The 16,532-nt window shown below is 51.0% G+C and carries 20 protein-coding genes; 10 read left to right on the top strand and 10 right to left on the bottom strand.

Annotation, left to right across the window (positions count from 1 at the left end; genetic code table 11):
- Positions 1–20: 20 nt before the first annotated feature.
- Positions 21–503: an SsrA-binding protein SmpB gene (gene smpB, locus HV243_RS06065; RefSeq protein ID WP_003031211.1), complete on the bottom strand. Its 483-nt coding sequence runs from the start codon at positions 501–503 to the stop codon at positions 21–23.
- A gap of 154 nt (positions 504–657) precedes the next feature.
- Here smpB and ratA point away from each other — a divergent pair, with 154 nt between their 5' ends.
- Both ratA and HV243_RS06075 read left to right on the top strand, forming a co-directional pair.
- Positions 658–1,101, top strand: coding sequence for a type II toxin-antitoxin system toxin RatA (gene ratA, locus HV243_RS06070; protein WP_003031213.1), 444 nt, complete (start codon positions 658–660; stop codon positions 1,099–1,101).
- The gene (locus HV243_RS06075) at positions 1,085–1,381 is read left to right on the top strand and encodes an RnfH family protein (protein ID WP_003839823.1); all 297 of its coding nucleotides are present in this window, start codon (positions 1,085–1,087) and stop codon (positions 1,379–1,381) included. Before ratA ends, HV243_RS06075 begins: the two co-directional genes overlap by 17 nt.
- A gap of 50 nt (positions 1,382–1,431) precedes the next feature.
- On the opposite strand, the gene bamE is transcribed toward HV243_RS06075, so the two are convergent.
- The 3 genes from bamE to nadK form a co-directional block, all read right to left on the bottom strand.
- Complete coding sequence (gene bamE, locus HV243_RS06080) at positions 1,432–1,776, bottom strand: outer membrane protein assembly factor BamE (RefSeq protein ID WP_003826401.1); 345 nt, start codon at positions 1,774–1,776, stop codon at positions 1,432–1,434.
- Positions 1,777–1,925: 149 nt separating this feature from the next.
- Complete coding sequence (recN, locus tag HV243_RS06085) at positions 1,926–3,587, bottom strand: DNA repair protein RecN (RefSeq protein ID WP_053389388.1); 1,662 nt, start codon at positions 3,585–3,587, stop codon at positions 1,926–1,928.
- Between the two features lie 85 nt (positions 3,588–3,672).
- Positions 3,673–4,551, bottom strand: coding sequence for an NAD(+) kinase (gene nadK, locus HV243_RS06090; protein WP_016154073.1), 879 nt, complete (start codon positions 4,549–4,551; stop codon positions 3,673–3,675).
- A 122-nt stretch (positions 4,552–4,673) separates the two neighbouring features.
- Here nadK and grpE point away from each other — a divergent pair, with 122 nt between their 5' ends.
- Complete coding sequence (gene grpE, locus HV243_RS06095) at positions 4,674–5,267, top strand: nucleotide exchange factor GrpE (protein WP_003031221.1); 594 nt, start codon at positions 4,674–4,676, stop codon at positions 5,265–5,267.
- Positions 5,268–5,317: 50 nt separating this feature from the next.
- Here grpE and HV243_RS06100 read toward each other — a convergent pair whose 3' ends face one another.
- Both HV243_RS06100 and HV243_RS06105 read right to left on the bottom strand, forming a co-directional pair.
- Positions 5,318–6,607, bottom strand: a complete 1,290-nt coding sequence (locus HV243_RS06100; protein ID WP_008324538.1) for an HlyC/CorC family transporter — start codon at positions 6,605–6,607, stop codon at positions 5,318–5,320.
- 18 nt (positions 6,608–6,625) lie between these two features.
- On the bottom strand, positions 6,626–7,417 hold the full coding sequence (locus HV243_RS06105; RefSeq protein ID WP_003031224.1) for an inner membrane protein YpjD: 792 nt from the start codon (positions 7,415–7,417) through the stop codon (positions 6,626–6,628).
- A 165-nt stretch (positions 7,418–7,582) separates the two neighbouring features.
- On the opposite strand from HV243_RS06105, the gene ffh reads away from it, so the two are divergent.
- The 5 genes from ffh to rplS all read left to right on the top strand — a co-directional run bounded on the left by ffh (position 7,583) and on the right by rplS (position 11,214).
- On the top strand, positions 7,583–8,944 hold the full coding sequence (ffh, locus tag HV243_RS06110) for a signal recognition particle protein (RefSeq protein WP_003031226.1): 1,362 nt from the start codon (positions 7,583–7,585) through the stop codon (positions 8,942–8,944).
- Between the two features lie 253 nt (positions 8,945–9,197).
- Positions 9,198–9,446, top strand: a complete 249-nt coding sequence (rpsP, locus tag HV243_RS06115) for a 30S ribosomal protein S16 (RefSeq protein WP_003031228.1) — start codon at positions 9,198–9,200, stop codon at positions 9,444–9,446.
- Positions 9,447–9,464: 18 nt separating this feature from the next.
- Complete coding sequence (gene rimM / locus HV243_RS06120) at positions 9,465–10,013, top strand: ribosome maturation factor RimM (RefSeq protein WP_003031230.1); 549 nt, start codon at positions 9,465–9,467, stop codon at positions 10,011–10,013.
- A 44-nt stretch (positions 10,014–10,057) separates the two neighbouring features.
- Positions 10,058–10,825 carry a tRNA (guanosine(37)-N1)-methyltransferase TrmD gene (trmD, locus tag HV243_RS06125; protein WP_016157187.1) on the top strand — a complete coding sequence of 256 codons (768 nt, stop codon included), beginning with the start codon at positions 10,058–10,060 and terminating at the stop codon, positions 10,823–10,825.
- 41 nt (positions 10,826–10,866) lie between these two features.
- A complete protein-coding gene (gene rplS / locus HV243_RS06130) occupies positions 10,867–11,214 on the top strand; it encodes a 50S ribosomal protein L19 (RefSeq protein ID WP_002914145.1) in 348 nt (115 codons plus the stop codon).
- Positions 11,215–11,341: 127 nt separating this feature from the next.
- Here rplS and HV243_RS06135 read toward each other — a convergent pair whose 3' ends face one another.
- The 4 genes from HV243_RS06135 to HV243_RS06150 all read right to left on the bottom strand — a co-directional run bounded on the left by HV243_RS06135 (position 11,342) and on the right by HV243_RS06150 (position 14,105).
- The gene (locus tag HV243_RS06135) at positions 11,342–11,824 is read right to left on the bottom strand and encodes an OmpA family protein (protein ID WP_016154071.1); all 483 of its coding nucleotides are present in this window, start codon (positions 11,822–11,824) and stop codon (positions 11,342–11,344) included.
- A gap of 10 nt (positions 11,825–11,834) precedes the next feature.
- Complete coding sequence (gene dgcN / locus HV243_RS06140) at positions 11,835–13,061, bottom strand: diguanylate cyclase DgcN (RefSeq protein ID WP_047414892.1); 1,227 nt, start codon at positions 13,059–13,061, stop codon at positions 11,835–11,837.
- On the bottom strand, positions 13,054–13,572 hold the full coding sequence (locus tag HV243_RS06145) for a YfiR family protein (protein WP_016157185.1): 519 nt from the start codon (positions 13,570–13,572) through the stop codon (positions 13,054–13,056). The genes dgcN and HV243_RS06145 overlap by 8 nt, the downstream gene beginning before the upstream one ends.
- 158 nt (positions 13,573–13,730) lie before the next feature.
- A complete protein-coding gene (locus HV243_RS06150) occupies positions 13,731–14,105 on the bottom strand; it encodes a DUF2799 domain-containing protein (protein WP_053389387.1) in 375 nt (124 codons plus the stop codon).
- 215 nt (positions 14,106–14,320) lie between these two features.
- Between HV243_RS06150 and aroF the strand changes: the two genes are divergently transcribed.
- Both aroF and tyrA read left to right on the top strand, forming a co-directional pair.
- A complete protein-coding gene (gene aroF, locus HV243_RS06155; protein WP_016154067.1) occupies positions 14,321–15,391 on the top strand; it encodes a 3-deoxy-7-phosphoheptulonate synthase AroF in 1,071 nt (356 codons plus the stop codon).
- A 10-nt stretch (positions 15,392–15,401) separates the two neighbouring features.
- Positions 15,402–16,523 carry a bifunctional chorismate mutase/prephenate dehydrogenase gene (gene tyrA / locus HV243_RS06160; RefSeq protein WP_181603941.1) on the top strand — a complete coding sequence of 374 codons (1,122 nt, stop codon included), beginning with the start codon at positions 15,402–15,404 and terminating at the stop codon, positions 16,521–16,523.
- The last annotated feature ends 9 nt before the right edge of the window (positions 16,524–16,532 follow it).

The following is a 16,532-nucleotide window of genomic DNA, read 5'->3' on the forward strand; positions in this document are numbered from 1 at the left end:
TGGTCACAGGGGAGTAGCATTTAGCGGCCAGCATTTTTCATGATACGCGCTTTATCTAACTGCCATTCGCGTTCTTTCACATCAGAGCGCTTGTCGTGCTGTTTCTTACCTTTCGCAACGCCAATTTTCACTTTGCACCAGGCATTCTTCCAGTACAACGAAAGCGCAACGACGGTATAACCATCACGATTCATACGACCATACAGGGAGTCGAGTTCACGCTGGTTTAACAACAGTTTACGGGTTCGGGTGGGGTCGCATACCACGTGTGTTGAGGCCACCGCCATCGGCGTGAAGTTGGCGCCAAACAGGAACGCTTCGCCGTCTTTGAGTATGACATAGCTGTCGCCGATGTTGGCTTTACCCGCGCGCAGGGATTTGACTTCCCAACCTTGCAGGGCGAGTCCTGCTTCGAACTCTTCTTCAATAAAGTATTCGTGTCGTGCGCGCTTGTTTAGCGCGATTGTGGCTGAGCCAGGTTTGTGTGCTTTTTTCTTCGTCATAATGCCGCTCAGTATAGGTAATCTGGAATCGAAAAACACCCCATTTCATCCAGCGGGGCGCAAGGCGCTATCTTAGCACGAGTTAGGCTATAGCGTTTTTTTTAGCGGGTGATAAATGGTATTATTTGTGTGATTGATATTGATGGGAATTGTTATGCCTCAGATTAGCCGGACCGCTTTAGTACCCTACAGTGCGGAACAGATGTATCAGCTAGTGAATGACGTTAAGTCCTATCCTCAGTTTTTGCCGGGTTGCACCGGTAGCCGCGTACTGGAGTCGACTCCGGGACAAATGACGGCCGCTGTGGATGTCTCGAAAGCAGGGATCAGTAAAACGTTCACCACGCGCAATCAACTGACCAGTAATCAGAGCATTCTGATGCATCTGGTCGATGGGCCGTTCAAGAAGCTGATTGGCGGCTGGAAGTTTACGCCACTGAGTCATGAAGCGTGTCGTATTGAATTTCACCTCGATTTTGAGTTCACCAATAAGTTAATCGAGCTGGCGTTTGGCCGTATCTTTAAAGAACTGGCTTCAAATATGGTGCAGGCCTTCACGGTTCGCGCGAAAGAGGTTTACAGTGTCAGCGTCGGCTAAAATTGTCGTTGAAGTGGCGTACGCGCTACCCGAGAAACAGTATTTACAGCGCGTAACGCTGCAGCAGGGCGCAACGGTGGAAGAGGCTATCCGCGCTTCCGGGCTGCTGGAATTACGTACCGATATCGATCTCAGTAAAAATAAAGTGGGTATCTACAGCCGTCCGGTAAAGCTTGCTGATGTTCTGCATGACGGCGATCGGGTGGAAATTTACCGGCCACTGATTGCTGACCCAAAAGAGCTGCGCAGACAGCGAGCAGAGAAATCCGCTAAAAAGTAACAGACAATAAAAAAGGTGCTCATTGAGCACCTTTTTTTGATCTCTCAAACCTACTTGTTATCGGTCAAAGCGGGTTTGTTATCAATGTTGGTCAATACGCCGCTGCTGTTAAAGGTCAGCGTCAGCGTTTGCTGGGTTACGCCTTCATGTCCAGGTTGCTGACGGAACACATAAAACCAGGTATTAGTGCCAAAAGGATCGGACATCATTGGTGTACCCAGAGCATAAGCAACCTGCTGTTGCGTCATACCCGTGCGCACTTTAGCGACATCGGTAGGTGTCAGATAATTTCCCTGGTTGATGTCAGGGCGGTAAACCACTCGCTCCAGAGTGGAACAGCCTGCAGTCAACATCAGTAGTACTGCTGCAGCAGCAGTCAGCGTTTTACAGCGCATAGTGATTTGATTCCTTTTCGGGCCCGAGCAGTACGCGGCTCATATGTAATATGCCGATGATAATAGACCTTTCACCACTTTAAAACCTTTTGCTGTCGGGTCGGTCGGCGATTTTATGTTGAACTCAGACCTTCACAAGGTAAAAAAGTTTATGCCGCCAGCAGTTCTTTTGCATTTGCGAGGGTATTGCGCGTCACTTCGCTACCGCCAAGTAGACGGGCTAATTCCTGCAGGCGAGCGCGTTTATCAAGCGGCTGCATGTGTGTTTCCGTCATCGCGCCATCTGTTTCTTTGCTGACATAGAAATGTTGATGACCACAGCCCGCAACCTGCGGCAGGTGAGTAACACACATTACCTGCGTTGACTCGCCCAACTGTCGCAACATTTTACCCACTACCGCAGCCGTCGGGCCGCTGATACCAACATCCACCTCATCGAAAATTAGCGCAGGCGTTTCCATCTTACGTGCTGTAATGACCTGAATAGCCAGCGCAATACGTGACAGTTCCCCGCCGGAAGCGACTTTCGCAATTGGTTGTAACGGCTGACCTGGGTTAGTGGTTACTTTAAACTCCACGCGATCGGCACCGTCTGCGCTCAGATGATGCTCCTCAAATTTCACATCAATGCAAAAGACACCGTGCGGCATCGAGAGAGCATGCATGCTCTCTGTAATAAGTTGCCCCAGTTCCTGCGCATAATGCTGACGCTGTTGGTGCAGCATTTTTGCCGTTTCCAGCGCCTGCTGGTGGTGATTGTTCACCGCCAGGGTTAAGGTTTCGAGCGAGTCGGCCTGATCGTCCAGTTGCTGTTGTTCATCCAGCAACGACTGATAGAACTGTGGCAGCACTTCAGGGGCAACATGATGCTTACGTGCCAACGAGATTTGCCTGGAGATACGCTGTTCGAGTTCGAACAAGCGGTTAGGGTCTAAATCCAGACGATCGCAATAGTGGCGCAGCTCGTCGCTGGCTTCGCTGAGCTGGATGGTGGCCTCTTCCAGCATATCCAGAATACCTGAAAGTTTGCCGTCCATGCCTGCCAGTTCAGTGACCAGGTGTTTTGCGGTGTACAGTTGGCTTTGCAGATTGATGTCTTCACCATCTGCCAGGATAGCCAGCGCCTGTTGGCTGGTGGTGAGTAATTGCCCACTGTTAGCCAGGCGCTTGTACTCTTCATCAATTTGCTCAAACTCACCCGGCTGCGGATTGAATTCGTTCAGTTCCTTTAACTGGTATTGCAACAATTCCGCCCAGGCTGCGCGTTCCAGGCTTTGTTGCTGATGATGCGCCAGGTCACGGCAACTTTGGTGCCATAGTTGGTAGCGCGCAGCCATTTCCTGGGTCAGGGACGCTTCATTGGCGTAACCATCAAGCAGGGATTTTTGGTGTTCTGATTTTGTCAGGAGCTGATGCGCATGCTGGCCATGGATTTGAATAAGTAACTGACCCAGCTCGCGCAACTGCGATAACGGAACGGCGGTTCCGTTAATAAACCCACGGGAGCGGCCATCGCTGCTGATAACGCGACGCAGCAAACACTCACGGCCTTCCTCAAGCTGGTTCTCTTCCAGCCAGCGCAGGGCTGCGGGGGTATCTTTTAAGGCAAAACGGGCGCAGAGGTCGGCTCGCATGGCACCTGCACGCACCATGTCTGCGTCTGCGCGTCCGCCCAGACACAAACCGAGAGCATCAATGGCAATGGACTTACCCGCACCGGTCTCACCGGTGATAACGGTCATTCCGTTCTGGAAATCGATCTCAAGTTCACGAACGATAGCAAAATTGCTGATGGTCAGTTGTGCCAACATAGCTGTTTTCCTGTATGAAAAACCATAACTGTGATTTCATACAGTATAAACTGGTTTTTTATACAGTAAAGAGGTTCGCGTTAAATTAGAATAATTTTTTTGACCAACCAAGCTTAGTGCTTAATGTGTTGAAATAGCTGTAATCTTTTGGATGTATCAGGTTCAGATGATAATCACAGCGGCGAATCAATACGTCTTCACCTTCCTGTATAGGCAGGGCGATTTGGCTGTCACAGCTGATCTCCAGATCGTTACGGCGATGAGAAAAGCGCAGGCGAATGGTGCTGCTACTGTTGATCACCAGCGGCCGCGCGGAAAGCGTATGCGGAAACATGGGGACCAGCGTAATGGCATCCAGAGAAGGCGTCAGAATTGGGCCTCCGGCAGAGAGCGAGTAGGCGGTAGAGCCGGTCGGCGTCGAGATAATCAGCCCATCTGAACGTTGGGAGAAGGCAAAAATTTCATCGATATAGACTTCAAATTCAATCATGTGCGCCACTTTCCCGGGGTGCAGCACAACTTCATTGATGGCAGTGCTAATGCGCTTCTGGCAATCCTGTTGACACACCTGAGCTTCGAGTAAAAAGCGCTTTTCGCTGATGTAGTGGCCTTCCAGCACGTCAGCTAACTGTTGCTGGGCATTGTCTGGGTCAAGGTCGGTCAAAAAACCGAGGTTGCCGCGGTTAATGCCAATAACCTTGATGTCATAACGTGCCAGGGTGCGTGCGGCGCCCAGCATATTGCCGTCGCCGCCGACTACCACGGCGAGGTCTGCCTGTTGGCCAATTTCTGCGAGCGTGCCGGTTTTCACATTTTTCAGCTGCAGTTCGTGGGCGATTTGTTGCTCAACGATAACCTCATAACCTTTGGTGCACAGCCAACGGTAGAGCATTTCATGTGTGGTCAGTGCAGTGGGGTGACGTGGATGCCCCACAATGCCAATACACTTGAAATGTTTGTTCATTTTCTCGAGGTCCTTGTAACGAAGATTAGTGACAATGTGAGTACTTCCCTTGAATCCCTGAATCTGATCCCCATAATAAGCCAAGTTAGCGAGATGAATGCGAAAAAAACGCGGAGAAATTCATGAGTAGTAAAGAACAGAAAACGCCTGAGGGGCAAGCCCCGGAAGAAATTATCATGGATCAGCACGAAGAAGTTGAGGCGGTTGAATCAGACGCTTCTGCTGAGCAGGTGGATCCGCGCGATGAAAAAATTGCGAATCTGGAAGCTCAGCTTGCTGAAGCCGAAACTCGCGAGCGCGACAGCGTGTTGCGTATCAAAGCGGAAATGGAAAACCTGCGTCGTCGTACCGAACTGGACGTAGAAAAAGCGCATAAGTTTGCGCTGGAAAAATTCGTCAACGAACTGCTGCCGGTGCTGGATAGCCTGGACCGCGCGCTGGAAGTGGCGGACAAAGATAATGACGCTATGGCGGCGATGGTTGAAGGTATTGAGCTGACCCGTAAGTCAATGCTGGATGTCGTGGCGAAGTTTGGTGTACAGGTGGTTGCGGATATCGATGTGCCGATGGACCCGAACGTGCACCAGGCAATTGCAATGGTAGAGTCCGACGACGTTGCTGCCGGTAATGTGCTGATGGTAATGCAAAAAGGCTATACCCTGAACGGACGTACCATCCGCGCCGCGATGGTCTCTGTGGCGAAAGCCAAAGGCTAATCAGCCTTCAGGCCGGGTAATGCTCACGCGCTACCCGGCCTGAATTACTCTCACTGGTCCGACACGCTTTCCCGTAGCGGTTTGACCGGCAATACCTGCACCTGTTTAATCATATTGTCCTGCACGTCGAGAATATCGATATCGTACTGTCCAATGCGCACACGCGTGCCGGCAACCGGGATCTCTTCCAGCGCTTCAAGAATAATACCATTCACGGTACGTGCGTCATCTTCCGGCAGGTGCCAGTTAAACGCCTTATTGATTTCACGAACGTTGGCGCTGCCGTCAATGATCACCGAGCCATCATTCTGCGGCGTTACCTCTTCGGCAAGCGTGGGTGACATTGAAGTGGTGAAGTCGCCGACAATCTCTTCCAGAATATCTTCGACCGTGACCAGCCCCTGAATATCGCCATATTCATTAACAACCAGACCCACTTTCTTCTTGTTTCGCTGAAACTTAATGAGCTGGGTGCTGAGAGGTGTACCTTCCGGGACGTAATAAATTTCGTCGGCGGCACGTAACATGGTCTCTTTGGTGAACTCTTTTTTCTCTGCCATCAATCGCCAGGCTTCACGTACGCGCAGCATACTGATGGCGTCGTCCAGCGAGTCGCGGTACAGCACAATACGGCCGTGTGGAGAGTGCGAAAGCTGACGCACGATTGACTTCCAGTCATCGTTAATATCAATGCCGATGATTTCGTTACGCGGGATCATGATGTCATCGACGCTGACTTTTTCCAGATCCAGCACTGACAGAAGCATATCCTGGTTACGGCGTGAAATTTGCGAGCGCGATTCATTCACCAGCGTTCGCAGTTCATCTTTACTCAGCGAACCGCTCACCACGATATCCGTTTTGATGCCCATCATGCGCATAAGTAGCCGCGTGATGGTGTTGAGTAGCCACACCAACGGCATCATCAGAATCTGCAGTGGAGCCAGCAGTACACTGCTCGGATAGGCGACTTTTTCTGGATACAGCGCGGCAATAGTCTTGGGCAGTACTTCGGCAAAAACCAGCACGACAAACGTCAGTACCCCAGTGGCAATAGCGACACCCGCATCGCCATACAGGCGCATACCGACAATGGTGCCGAGCGCGGAGGCCAGAATATTCACCAGATTATTACCGATGAGCACCAGGCTTATCAGGCGGTCCGGCTTACGAAGTAGCTTTTCAACGCGTTTTGCCTGACGATTCCCCTGCTTGGCCCGATGACGTAGACGATAGCGATTCAGGGTCATCATTCCGGTTTCAGAACCGGAAAAATAGGCGGAAATGACCACCATGATGAGAAGTGTGACAATGAGCGTGGTGGTGGAGATGTGTTCCACGTAGGGTTCCTTAAAGATTTAACTCACGAACTGCTGCAGGATACGACTGCCGAAATAGGCCAGCGTTAGAATGCCTGCGCCTGCGACGTTAAACCATACGACGCGACGTCCGCGCCAGCCTTCATGGTAATGCCCCCACAACAGAACGATATAGACAAACCATGCCACGATAGAGAGAACGGCTTTATCAATGTTCTCGGTACTGAACAGGTTATGCATGTAAAACAGGCCAGTGCACAGGGTGAGCGTCAGCAGAACCACGCCAATTTGGGTGATATGAAACATTTTCCGCTCAATACTCATTAGCGGCGGCATCTCATTGCTGAAGGCCAGTTTTTTGTTTTTCAGCTGGTAGTCGATCCATGCCAGTTGCAGCGCATACAGTGCGGCGATAATCAGCGTGGCGTAAGCGAATAGCGATAGCCCGATGTGAATCATCATGCCCGGCGTAGCTTCGAGATGGGTGATGAACTCGTTCGGCATAAACGTGGCGAAGGCCAGGTTGATTAGCGCAAAGGCGTAGACAATGGGCAGCAATAGCCAGCCACGATTGCGGGAAGCGACGATAGTCATTACCGTACAGATCATCAGGCTAACCAGTGAGCCGACGTTCAACAGACTCAGGTTTTGTCCGCTTTCACCGCCGGGCAGAATTCGCGCTTCCAGGGCGATAGCATGACTTACCAGCGCGACGACCGCAGAGAGAATAGCCATACGCCGCCAGCCGCTGTTTTTTTGCAGCAGAGCGGGAATAATCAGCGCAAGGCTGACTGAGTAGGCGACAAGGGCGAGCAGAGCAAAAACGGGCATATAGGTGTCGACAGTTGGCCAGTGATAAAGAAAAGCAGTATAGCGTTACGTGACCGCTGCTCCAACCGTTGCATAACAACAAAGGCGGCTTCATGTTATACTGCGACAAATTTCTGTTGATGTGTCGCTGTCGCGACCGACCGTTTCCACCCCAGGCGAGAGACAATGTTTGATAATTTAACCGATCGTTTGTCGCGCACGCTGCGCAATATCAGTGGCCGTGGACGCCTTACTGAAGACAACGTTAAAGAGACGCTGCGCGAAGTGCGCATGGCGCTGCTGGAGGCTGACGTAGCGCTGCCGGTAGTGCGTGAGTTTATCAATCGCGTAAAAGAGAAAGCGGTTGGTCATGAAGTTAACAAAAGCCTGACGCCGGGTCAGGAGTTCGTCAAGATTGTCCGTAACGAACTGGTTGCGGCAATGGGCGAAGAAAACCAGACCCTGAATCTGGCTGCACAGCCGCCAGCCGTTGTGCTGATGGCTGGTCTGCAGGGGGCGGGTAAAACGACCAGCGTCGGTAAGCTGGGGAAATTCCTGCGTGAGAAGCACAAGAAGAAAGTGCTGGTGGTCTCCGCGGACGTTTATCGCCCGGCGGCGATAAAACAGCTGGAAACGCTGGCCGAGCAGGTCGGTGTGGACTTCTTCCCGTCGGATGTCGGCCAGAAGCCGGTCGATATCGTTAACGCCGCGCTGAAAGAAGCCAAACTCAAATTCTACGACGTGCTGCTGGTGGATACCGCCGGTCGCCTGCACGTTGATGAAGCGATGATGGACGAAATCAAACAGGTCCACGCTTCTATTAAGCCGGTTGAAACGCTGTTTGTGGTCGATGCCATGACCGGTCAGGATGCCGCGAATACCGCAAAAGCCTTCAACGAAGCGCTGCCGTTAACCGGTGTCGTGCTGACCAAAGTTGATGGTGATGCTCGTGGTGGTGCGGCGCTCTCTATTCGTCATATCACCGGCAAGCCGATTAAATTCCTCGGCGTTGGCGAGAAAACCGAAGCGCTGGAGCCGTTCCACCCGGATCGTATTGCTTCGCGTATTCTCGGCATGGGTGACGTGCTGTCGCTGATCGAAGATATCGAAAGCAAGGTCGACCGCGCGCAGGCAGAGAAATTAGCCAGCAAGCTGAAAAAAGGCGACGGCTTCGATCTCAACGATTTCCTTGAGCAGCTCAACCAGATGAAAAACATGGGCGGCATGGCAAGCCTGATGGGCAAGCTGCCGGGCATGGGGCAGATCCCAGACAACGTGAAATCGCAGATGGACGATAAAGTGCTGGTGCGTATGGAAGCCATCATCAACTCGATGACGATGAAAGAACGCGCTAAGCCGGAAATCATCAAAGGTTCCCGTAAACGCCGTATTGCTGCCGGCTGCGGTATGCAGGTACAGGACGTAAACCGCCTTCTGAAACAGTTCGACGACATGCAGCGCATGATGAAGAAAATGAAGAAAGGCGGTATGGCGAAGATGATGCGTGGCATGAAGGGTATGATGCCGCCAGGCTTCCCTGGTAGATAAATATATCGGGCTACCTAATTTGCCTTTTTGACGTCGGGGTGGGCTCGAAATGCTCACGTACTGCATGTACGTTCCGCTTTCTGCGCGCACGCCGACGCCAAACTGGCTGCAATGGTAACGCCCTGGTATAAAGCCTCATCACATGTTGATTGCTTTTTTCCCAGAAATCAGTAAAATTTTCGGGCTTTTAATATGACACCCGGGCTCCGTTCCTCGATGGGGCCTGGGTGTTTTATTCACACAAGAGGATGTTATGGTTACTATTCGTTTAGCTCGTCACGGCGCTAAAAAGCGTCCGTTCTACCAGGTTGTTGTTACCGACAGCCGTAATGCACGCAACGGTCGCTTCATCGAGCGCGTTGGCTTCTTTAACCCAATCGCTAGCGAAAAAGAAGAAGGCACTCGCCTGGATCTGGATCGCATCGCTCACTGGGTTGGCCAGGGCGCGACTATTTCTGATCGCGTAGCTACGCTGATCAAAGCAGCAAACAAAGCAGCTTAATCTGTCACGGTGGTCATGATGAGCAAGCAACTCGCCGCGCAGGCTCCTGTGGAACCCATCGTTTTGGGGAAAATGGGGTCTTCTTACGGTATCCGTGGTTGGCTCAGAGTGTTTTCTTCCACTGAAGACGCCGAAAGCATTTTTGACTATCAGCCCTGGTTTATCCAGAAGGCGGGTCAGTGGCAGCAAGTACAGCTGGAAAGCTGGAAGCACCACAATCAGGATCTGATCATCAAGCTGAAAGGCGTTGACGATCGTGATTCGGCGAATCTACTGACTAATTGCGAAATTGTCGTGGATTCCTCGCAGTTGCCAGCGCTGGAAGATGGTTCCTACTACTGGAAAGACCTTATGGGCTGCCAGGTAGTGACCACTGAAGGTTACGATCTCGGTAAAGTCGTCGATATGATGGAAACCGGTTCGAATGACGTCATTGTCATTAAGGCAAACCTGAAAGATGCGTTTGGTATCAAGGAACGTCTTGTACCGTTCCTCGATGGGCAGGTTATCAAGAAAGTCGATCTCGCTACTCGTACTATCGAAGTAGATTGGGATCCTGGTTTTTAAACCACCGGATAAACGGTAAAAGTCGGCGTTATGGGGATTGGCTTGTGTTTATAGGTATCGTTAGCCTGTTTCCAGAAATGTTCCGCGCAATTACCGATTACGGGGTAACTGGCCGGGCAGTAAAAAATGGCCTGCTGAACATCCAGAGCTGGAGTCCTCGTGACTTTACTCATGACCGGCACCGTACCGTGGACGATCGTCCTTACGGCGGCGGACCGGGGATGTTAATGATGGTGCAACCTTTACGGGACGCCATTCATGCTGCAAAAGCTGCGGCTGGTGAAGGCGCAAAGGTGATTTATCTGTCACCTCAGGGACGCAAGCTTGATCAAGCGGGCGTTAGCGAACTGGCCACGAATCAAAAGCTGATTCTGGTGTGTGGTCGCTATGAAGGAATAGATGAGCGCGTGATTCAAACCGAAATTGACGAAGAATGGTCAATCGGCGATTACGTTCTCAGCGGTGGTGAGTTACCGGCAATGACGCTGATCGACTCCGTTTCTCGGTTTATTCCGGGAGTTCTGGGTCATGAAGCTTCGGCAATCGAAGATTCGTTTGCTGATGGGTTGCTGGATTGTCCGCACTATACCCGACCTGAAGTGTTAGAACAGATGGAAGTACCGGCAGTGTTACTGTCGGGGAACCACGCTGAGATACGTCGCTGGCGTTTAAAACAGTCGCTGGGCCGGACCTGGCTTAGAAGACCTGAACTTCTGGAAAACCTGGCTCTGACTGAAGAGCAAGCAAGGTTGCTGGCGGAGTTCAAAACGGAACACGCACAACAGCAGCATAAACATGATGGGCTGGTCTGAGACCCCCAAATATCAGTTTACCCAGGATAAGAGATTAAATTATGAGCAACATTATTAAGCAACTTGAACAAGAGCAGATGAAGCAGGACGTACCTTCCTTCCGTCCGGGTGATACCGTGGAAGTGAAAGTATGGGTTGTTGAAGGTTCCAAAAAACGTCTGCAGGCATTCGAGGGCGTGGTTATCGCTATTCGTAACCGCGGTCTGCACTCTGCATTCACTGTTCGTAAAATTTCCAACGGCGAAGGCGTTGAGCGTGTCTTCCAGACTCACTCTCCGGTAGTTGACAGCATTGCTGTTAAACGTCGTGGTGCTGTTCGTAAAGCTAAACTGTACTACCTGCGTGAGCGCACTGGTAAGTCTGCTCGTATCAAAGAGCGTCTTAACTAAGATTCGCGCAAGCGACATCCTGTTAGAAAAGGGCTGGCCGAAAGGCTGGCCCTTTTTTTATTCCGACCTTACTCTTTTGTTTTATTGCAATTGGATGGCTGCGCGGCGCGCAGCCAGTTGAGGACTTTTACGGCGTAGCGATCACGACTGCAACCCGGCGGTTTTCAGCACGACCTTTTGACGTCTGATTACTGGCGATCGGGTATTTCTTCCCGAGTCCCTGCGTTGTCAGATTAGTGCGGGGAATGTTGGCGCCCTGTGCCCACGCATCGGCGACCACATTCGCGCGTTTGAGCGACAGCGCTTCGTTGTAGCTGTCTTCGCCGTAGTTATCGGTATGACCATCCATACGCGCATGGTTTAACCCGGTAGCTGCCAGTTTGGATGCCATTTCCTGGATCTGCTTTTCACTTTCAGGGCGGAGCTTATAGTCATTTTTGTCAAACAGAATGTTGTCAGACAGACCAAGAGACCAGTCTCCGGAAGCTTCGGTAAATCCGTACGATTTCATGGCTGCAATTTGCTCCGGGGTAAATTTTCCCTGAGGTGCCTGACAGCCTGCCAAAATCAGTAAAAGCAGAAGAAACGGGGATGATAGACGTTTTAGCATGTGTAAGTCCTTATTTTTTAATAATGCGTTCAGAACGCAAATTTTTGGCCTGATACATATTTTTATCGGCAAGTTCTTGTAATTTCTCGGCAGAGGCATGTTCCCACGTCAGCGCAAAACCAATGCTGAGTGTCATGCTTGCCTGATGACCGTTATGCAGGTCAAAAGGTCGGTTAAACTCGTGTGACAGTGCCGCGCAGATCCGCTGAACTTCGTATTCAGAGTGAACGCTGTACAGCACCATAGCGAACTCATCGCCGCCAAGTCTGTAGGGGTGATGTCGATTACCACCAAACTCGGACAGCCTGTTTGCAACTTCAATCAGGACCCGATCCCCCGCTGCGTGGCCCCAGGTATCATTAATAAATTTAAAATTATCACCATCAAGGAATAACAGTGCGGAGCTGCTGTGGGCGGCATGGTCATTCATCAGGGCGTTAATGCTGCTGCGAAATGCGGCGCGATTCGCCAGGCCGGTCAGCGGATCGTGTAGCGCCGTACGCAAAAGCTGGGCGTTCTTTGCCTGCAGTTTAAGTTGCCACTCCTCCATCTCGTCCAGCAGACTATTAAAATCCTGGGCAAAAAGGTGAAACTCTTCAATGCGCTCTTCTGAAACGCGCCGTGAAAAGTTACGGTTGGTACGAACATCATGTACCACCTCGGTTATATTTTGCAGGGCTTCCACGACGCCATTATGTAAATAACGAGTGAGCATTAATGCAATGCCAGAGGCCAACAGAATGCACCCGGTAAGGACGGCCAGCGACAAATAGATGAAATGGCTGATAACGCTATCGCGCGCAGTCAATCGCACTTCGCCGATGACGTTGCCATTATGCAAAATAGGTTGAGTGACTGGTTGTGGGAACAGCCAGTGGCTGATAAGTCCGCTGATTTTTTCAGTGGTATCCTGCGCGTTATAGCGCCAGGTGGCGATCACCTTCTGGTTTTTATTACGAACTTCTGCAACGGAAAATTGCCCCTGCTGGCCCAGTGCTGCCAGCGTTTCAGTTGCTGCGACGCCATCAGAAAAAACTAATGCTGCTTCAAGCGTGCGGGTCATGGTTGCAGCGGTCAGATCCAGGTTCTTTTGCGCATACTGTCTCAATGCCAGCACCGAAGAAATGCTGAGCAGCAGCCAGATCAGCGTCATAGTTACCAGAACGCTGATTATGCTGATACGCCGTAATGTCCGCTTAAACGTCGGGCGTGTTATGGGAGAATGGCCCTTATCCATGCTTCTGATTCCGTGCAAGCATTAATACGTCCGGACTGACCCTTACGCCACTTCGTGAAAGGGAATCCATATTTACGGAAAATCTCACATCTTCATCTTTAATTATGAGGCAAAAGGCGCTGCCAATAACGCATTCGGGGTTCTGTTCGGCAATTAATAGCAATGCCTTAGACGGATATTTATTCTTTAATTCCACCTGATAAGTAGGGGATTCTTTTCCAAAATAAAAACCGTCACACTGCGAAACTAATATTTCTTGTTCCGTACGAATGATGACGGGAAGATAGGGTAATGCTCCGGCACTGGTATCTCCCAGGACACTGGAAAAACGCGATGAAGAGAAAATACACAGTTTGGGGGGCCCGGACAGTGCAGGCCAGCGCGTATAACTGACGATGCCGGAAACCATAGCGCGTACAGATTTTGCTTCTTCCGTAACGCTTTGGGCGTACAGCGGTAATCCGGTCAGGAGCAGTGCCAGTAGAAGTATGAGTCGGTAAGAATAGCTCATGAATAGTTACCTACCAGCGTTTGCCGTAAAACGTCGAAATACATTCAAGATTATTTAGGACAAAATAACATTATTTTCCTAAGCCGTCATTATGCCAGGTGGAAAGCTATTAGTGATTTAAGTTAAATCTTAGTAATTTATAAAATATAAGCTATTGTTTAATTTAATCTTATTGAGGTGGCACCTTCGTTTGCTCCTTTTTTCCAGGCACTGTGTAACTGGTCAATATTTTCGACCGTATCACAACTTGAGGGAAAGGTTTTCCCGGTCAAACCTCTGGCGTAAACAAAATCCGGCTGGCAGATTTTACGTTGTCCCTCGGCATAACCCTTAAGATATTCCGTACGATCGACTTCGGGGTCATTGTAGTTGTCGGCAAGAGTTTCATTATCTTTAACGGCATACCCCGAAATGGCATCTTGTATTCCGGCGTCGTACCAGGCGGTTCCCGTCCATGTGGGGGCGTGGGTATAAGGATCTATCTGACATCCGCTAAGAAGTAATAGAAATAGGGTGCTGATGAGTTGCTTCATTGCCTGTACTCCCTCGTTTTTTTAAGCATAGTGGATCTTAATACCGGATGGTGTAAATTTTAATGTACGCAGTGGAGGGCGTATTCTGTCATTAAAGTGCATGTTGTAAATTAAAATTTACGGTTTGTGGATTGAAATCTTTACCTGTTGTGTTATCGTTATCTCCTCCTCGCTGAGGATCAACTATCGCAAACGAGCTAAACAGGATCACCACCATGCAAAAAGACGCGCTGAACAACGTACATATTACCGACGAACAGGTTCTGATGACTCCGGAGCAGCTGAAAGCTGAATTCCCGCTGAGCCAGGCGCAAGAAGCGCAAATCTCCCAGTCGCGTAAAACCATTTCAGATATTATCTCTGGTCGCGATCCGCGCCTGCTGGTGGTATGTGGCCCGTGTTCCATTCACGATCCTGAAATGGCTATTGAGTACGCTCGTCGGTTTAAAGCCCTTGCTGCAGAGGTCAGCGATAGCCTCTACCTGGTGATGCGCGTCTATTTTGAAAAACCCCGTACCACCGTCGGCTGGAAAGGGTTAATTAACGATCCTCATATGGATGGCTCTTTTGATGTTGAAGCCGGCCTGAAAATTGCGCGTCAGCTGCTGCTTGAACTGGTGAATATGGGACTTCCGCTGGCAACTGAAGCGCTGGATCCCAATAGCCCGCAATACCTGGGCGATCTGTTTAGCTGGTCTGCAATCGGTGCGCGTACCACGGAATCGCAGACTCACCGCGAAATGGCTTCCGGTCTTTCGATGCCGGTCGGCTTTAAGAACGGTACTGACGGTAGCCTGGCGACCGCCATTAACGCGATGCGCGCGGCGGCACAGTCGCACCGCTTTGTTGGTATTAACCAGGCTGGACAGGTTGCACTGCTGCAAACTCAGGGTAACCCGGACGGTCACGTGATCCTGCGCGGTGGTAAAGCGCCGAACTACAGCCCGGCGGATGTCGCCCAGTGCGAAAAAGAAATGGAGCAGGCGGGACTACGACCTTCTCTGATGGTAGATTGCAGTCATGGTAACTCCAATAAAGATTACCGCCGCCAGCCTGCCGTGGCTGAATCCGTGATTGCACAAATCAAAGATGGCAATCGCTCGATCATTGGCTTGATGATTGAAAGTAATATTCACGAAGGCAACCAGTCTTCTGAACAGCCGCGTAGCGAAATGAAATACGGCGTGTCTGTAACTGATGCCTGCATTAGCTGGGAAATGACGGATGCGCTACTGCGTGAAATTAGCCAGGATTTAAACGGCCAGCTGTCGGCGCGTGTAGCATAAGAGGTTGGTTATGGTTGCTGAATTGACCGTATTACGCGATCAAATTGATGAAGTCGACAAGGCACTGCTGGGTTTACTGGCACGTCGCCTGGAGCTGGTGGCCGAAGTCGGTGAAGTAAAAAGCCGCTTTGGGCTGCCTATCTACGTGCCGGAACGGGAAGCCTCTATGCTGGCCTCCCGCCGGGCGGAAGCGGAAGCCCTTGGCGTGCCGCCGGACCTGATTGAAGATGTGCTGCGCCGGGTTATGCGCGAGTCTTACTCCAGTGAGAACGACAAAGGATTTAAAACGCTTTGTCCTTCTCTGCGACCGGTGGTGATTGTCGGCGGCGGCGGTCAGATGGGACGTCTTTTCGAAAAAATGCTCACCCTGTCAGGTTATCAGGTACGGATCCTGGAACAGCAGGACTGGGATCGTGCGCCGGAGATCGTCTCTGATGCGGGCATGGTGATCGTCAGCGTGCCGATCCACGTCACTGAGCAGGTGATCGCCAAATTACCGCGTCTGCCGTCCGACTGCATCCTGGTGGATCTGGCTTCGGTGAAAAATGGTCCTTTGCAGGCGATGCTGGCGGCGCACGACGGCCCGGTGGTGGGATTACACCCCATGTTTGGCCCGGACAGCGGCAGTCTGGCAAAGCAGGTCGTCGTCTGGTGTGACGGACGTCAGCCGGAAGCTTATCAGTGGTTTCTGGAACAAATTCAGGTGTGGGGTGCGCGACTGCATCGGATCAGTGCTGCTGAGCACGACCAGAACATGGCATTTATTCAGGCATTGCGTCACTTTGCGACCTTTGCTTACGGTCTGCATTTAGCGGAAGAGAATGTTCAACTGGAGCAGTTACTGGCACTCTCTTCGCCAATTTATCGCCTTGAACTGGCGATGGTCGGACGTCTGTTTGCCCAGGATCCGCAGCTCTATGCCGATATCATTATGTCGTCTGAGAGTAACCTTGCGCTGATCAAACGCTACTACCAACGTTTTGGTGAGGCGATCGGTTTACTGGAGCAGGGCGATAAGCAAGCGTTCATCGACAGCTTCCGTAAGGTGGAGCACTGGTTTGGTGATTATGCGAAACGCTTCCAGAACGAAAGCCGTACTTTGTTGCGCCAGGCTAACGATAGTCGCCAATAAATACGATGC

It is taken from the genome of Citrobacter sp. RHBSTW-00599 (assembly GCF_013784065.1).
Lineage (GTDB): Bacteria > Pseudomonadota > Gammaproteobacteria > Enterobacterales > Enterobacteriaceae > Citrobacter > Citrobacter braakii.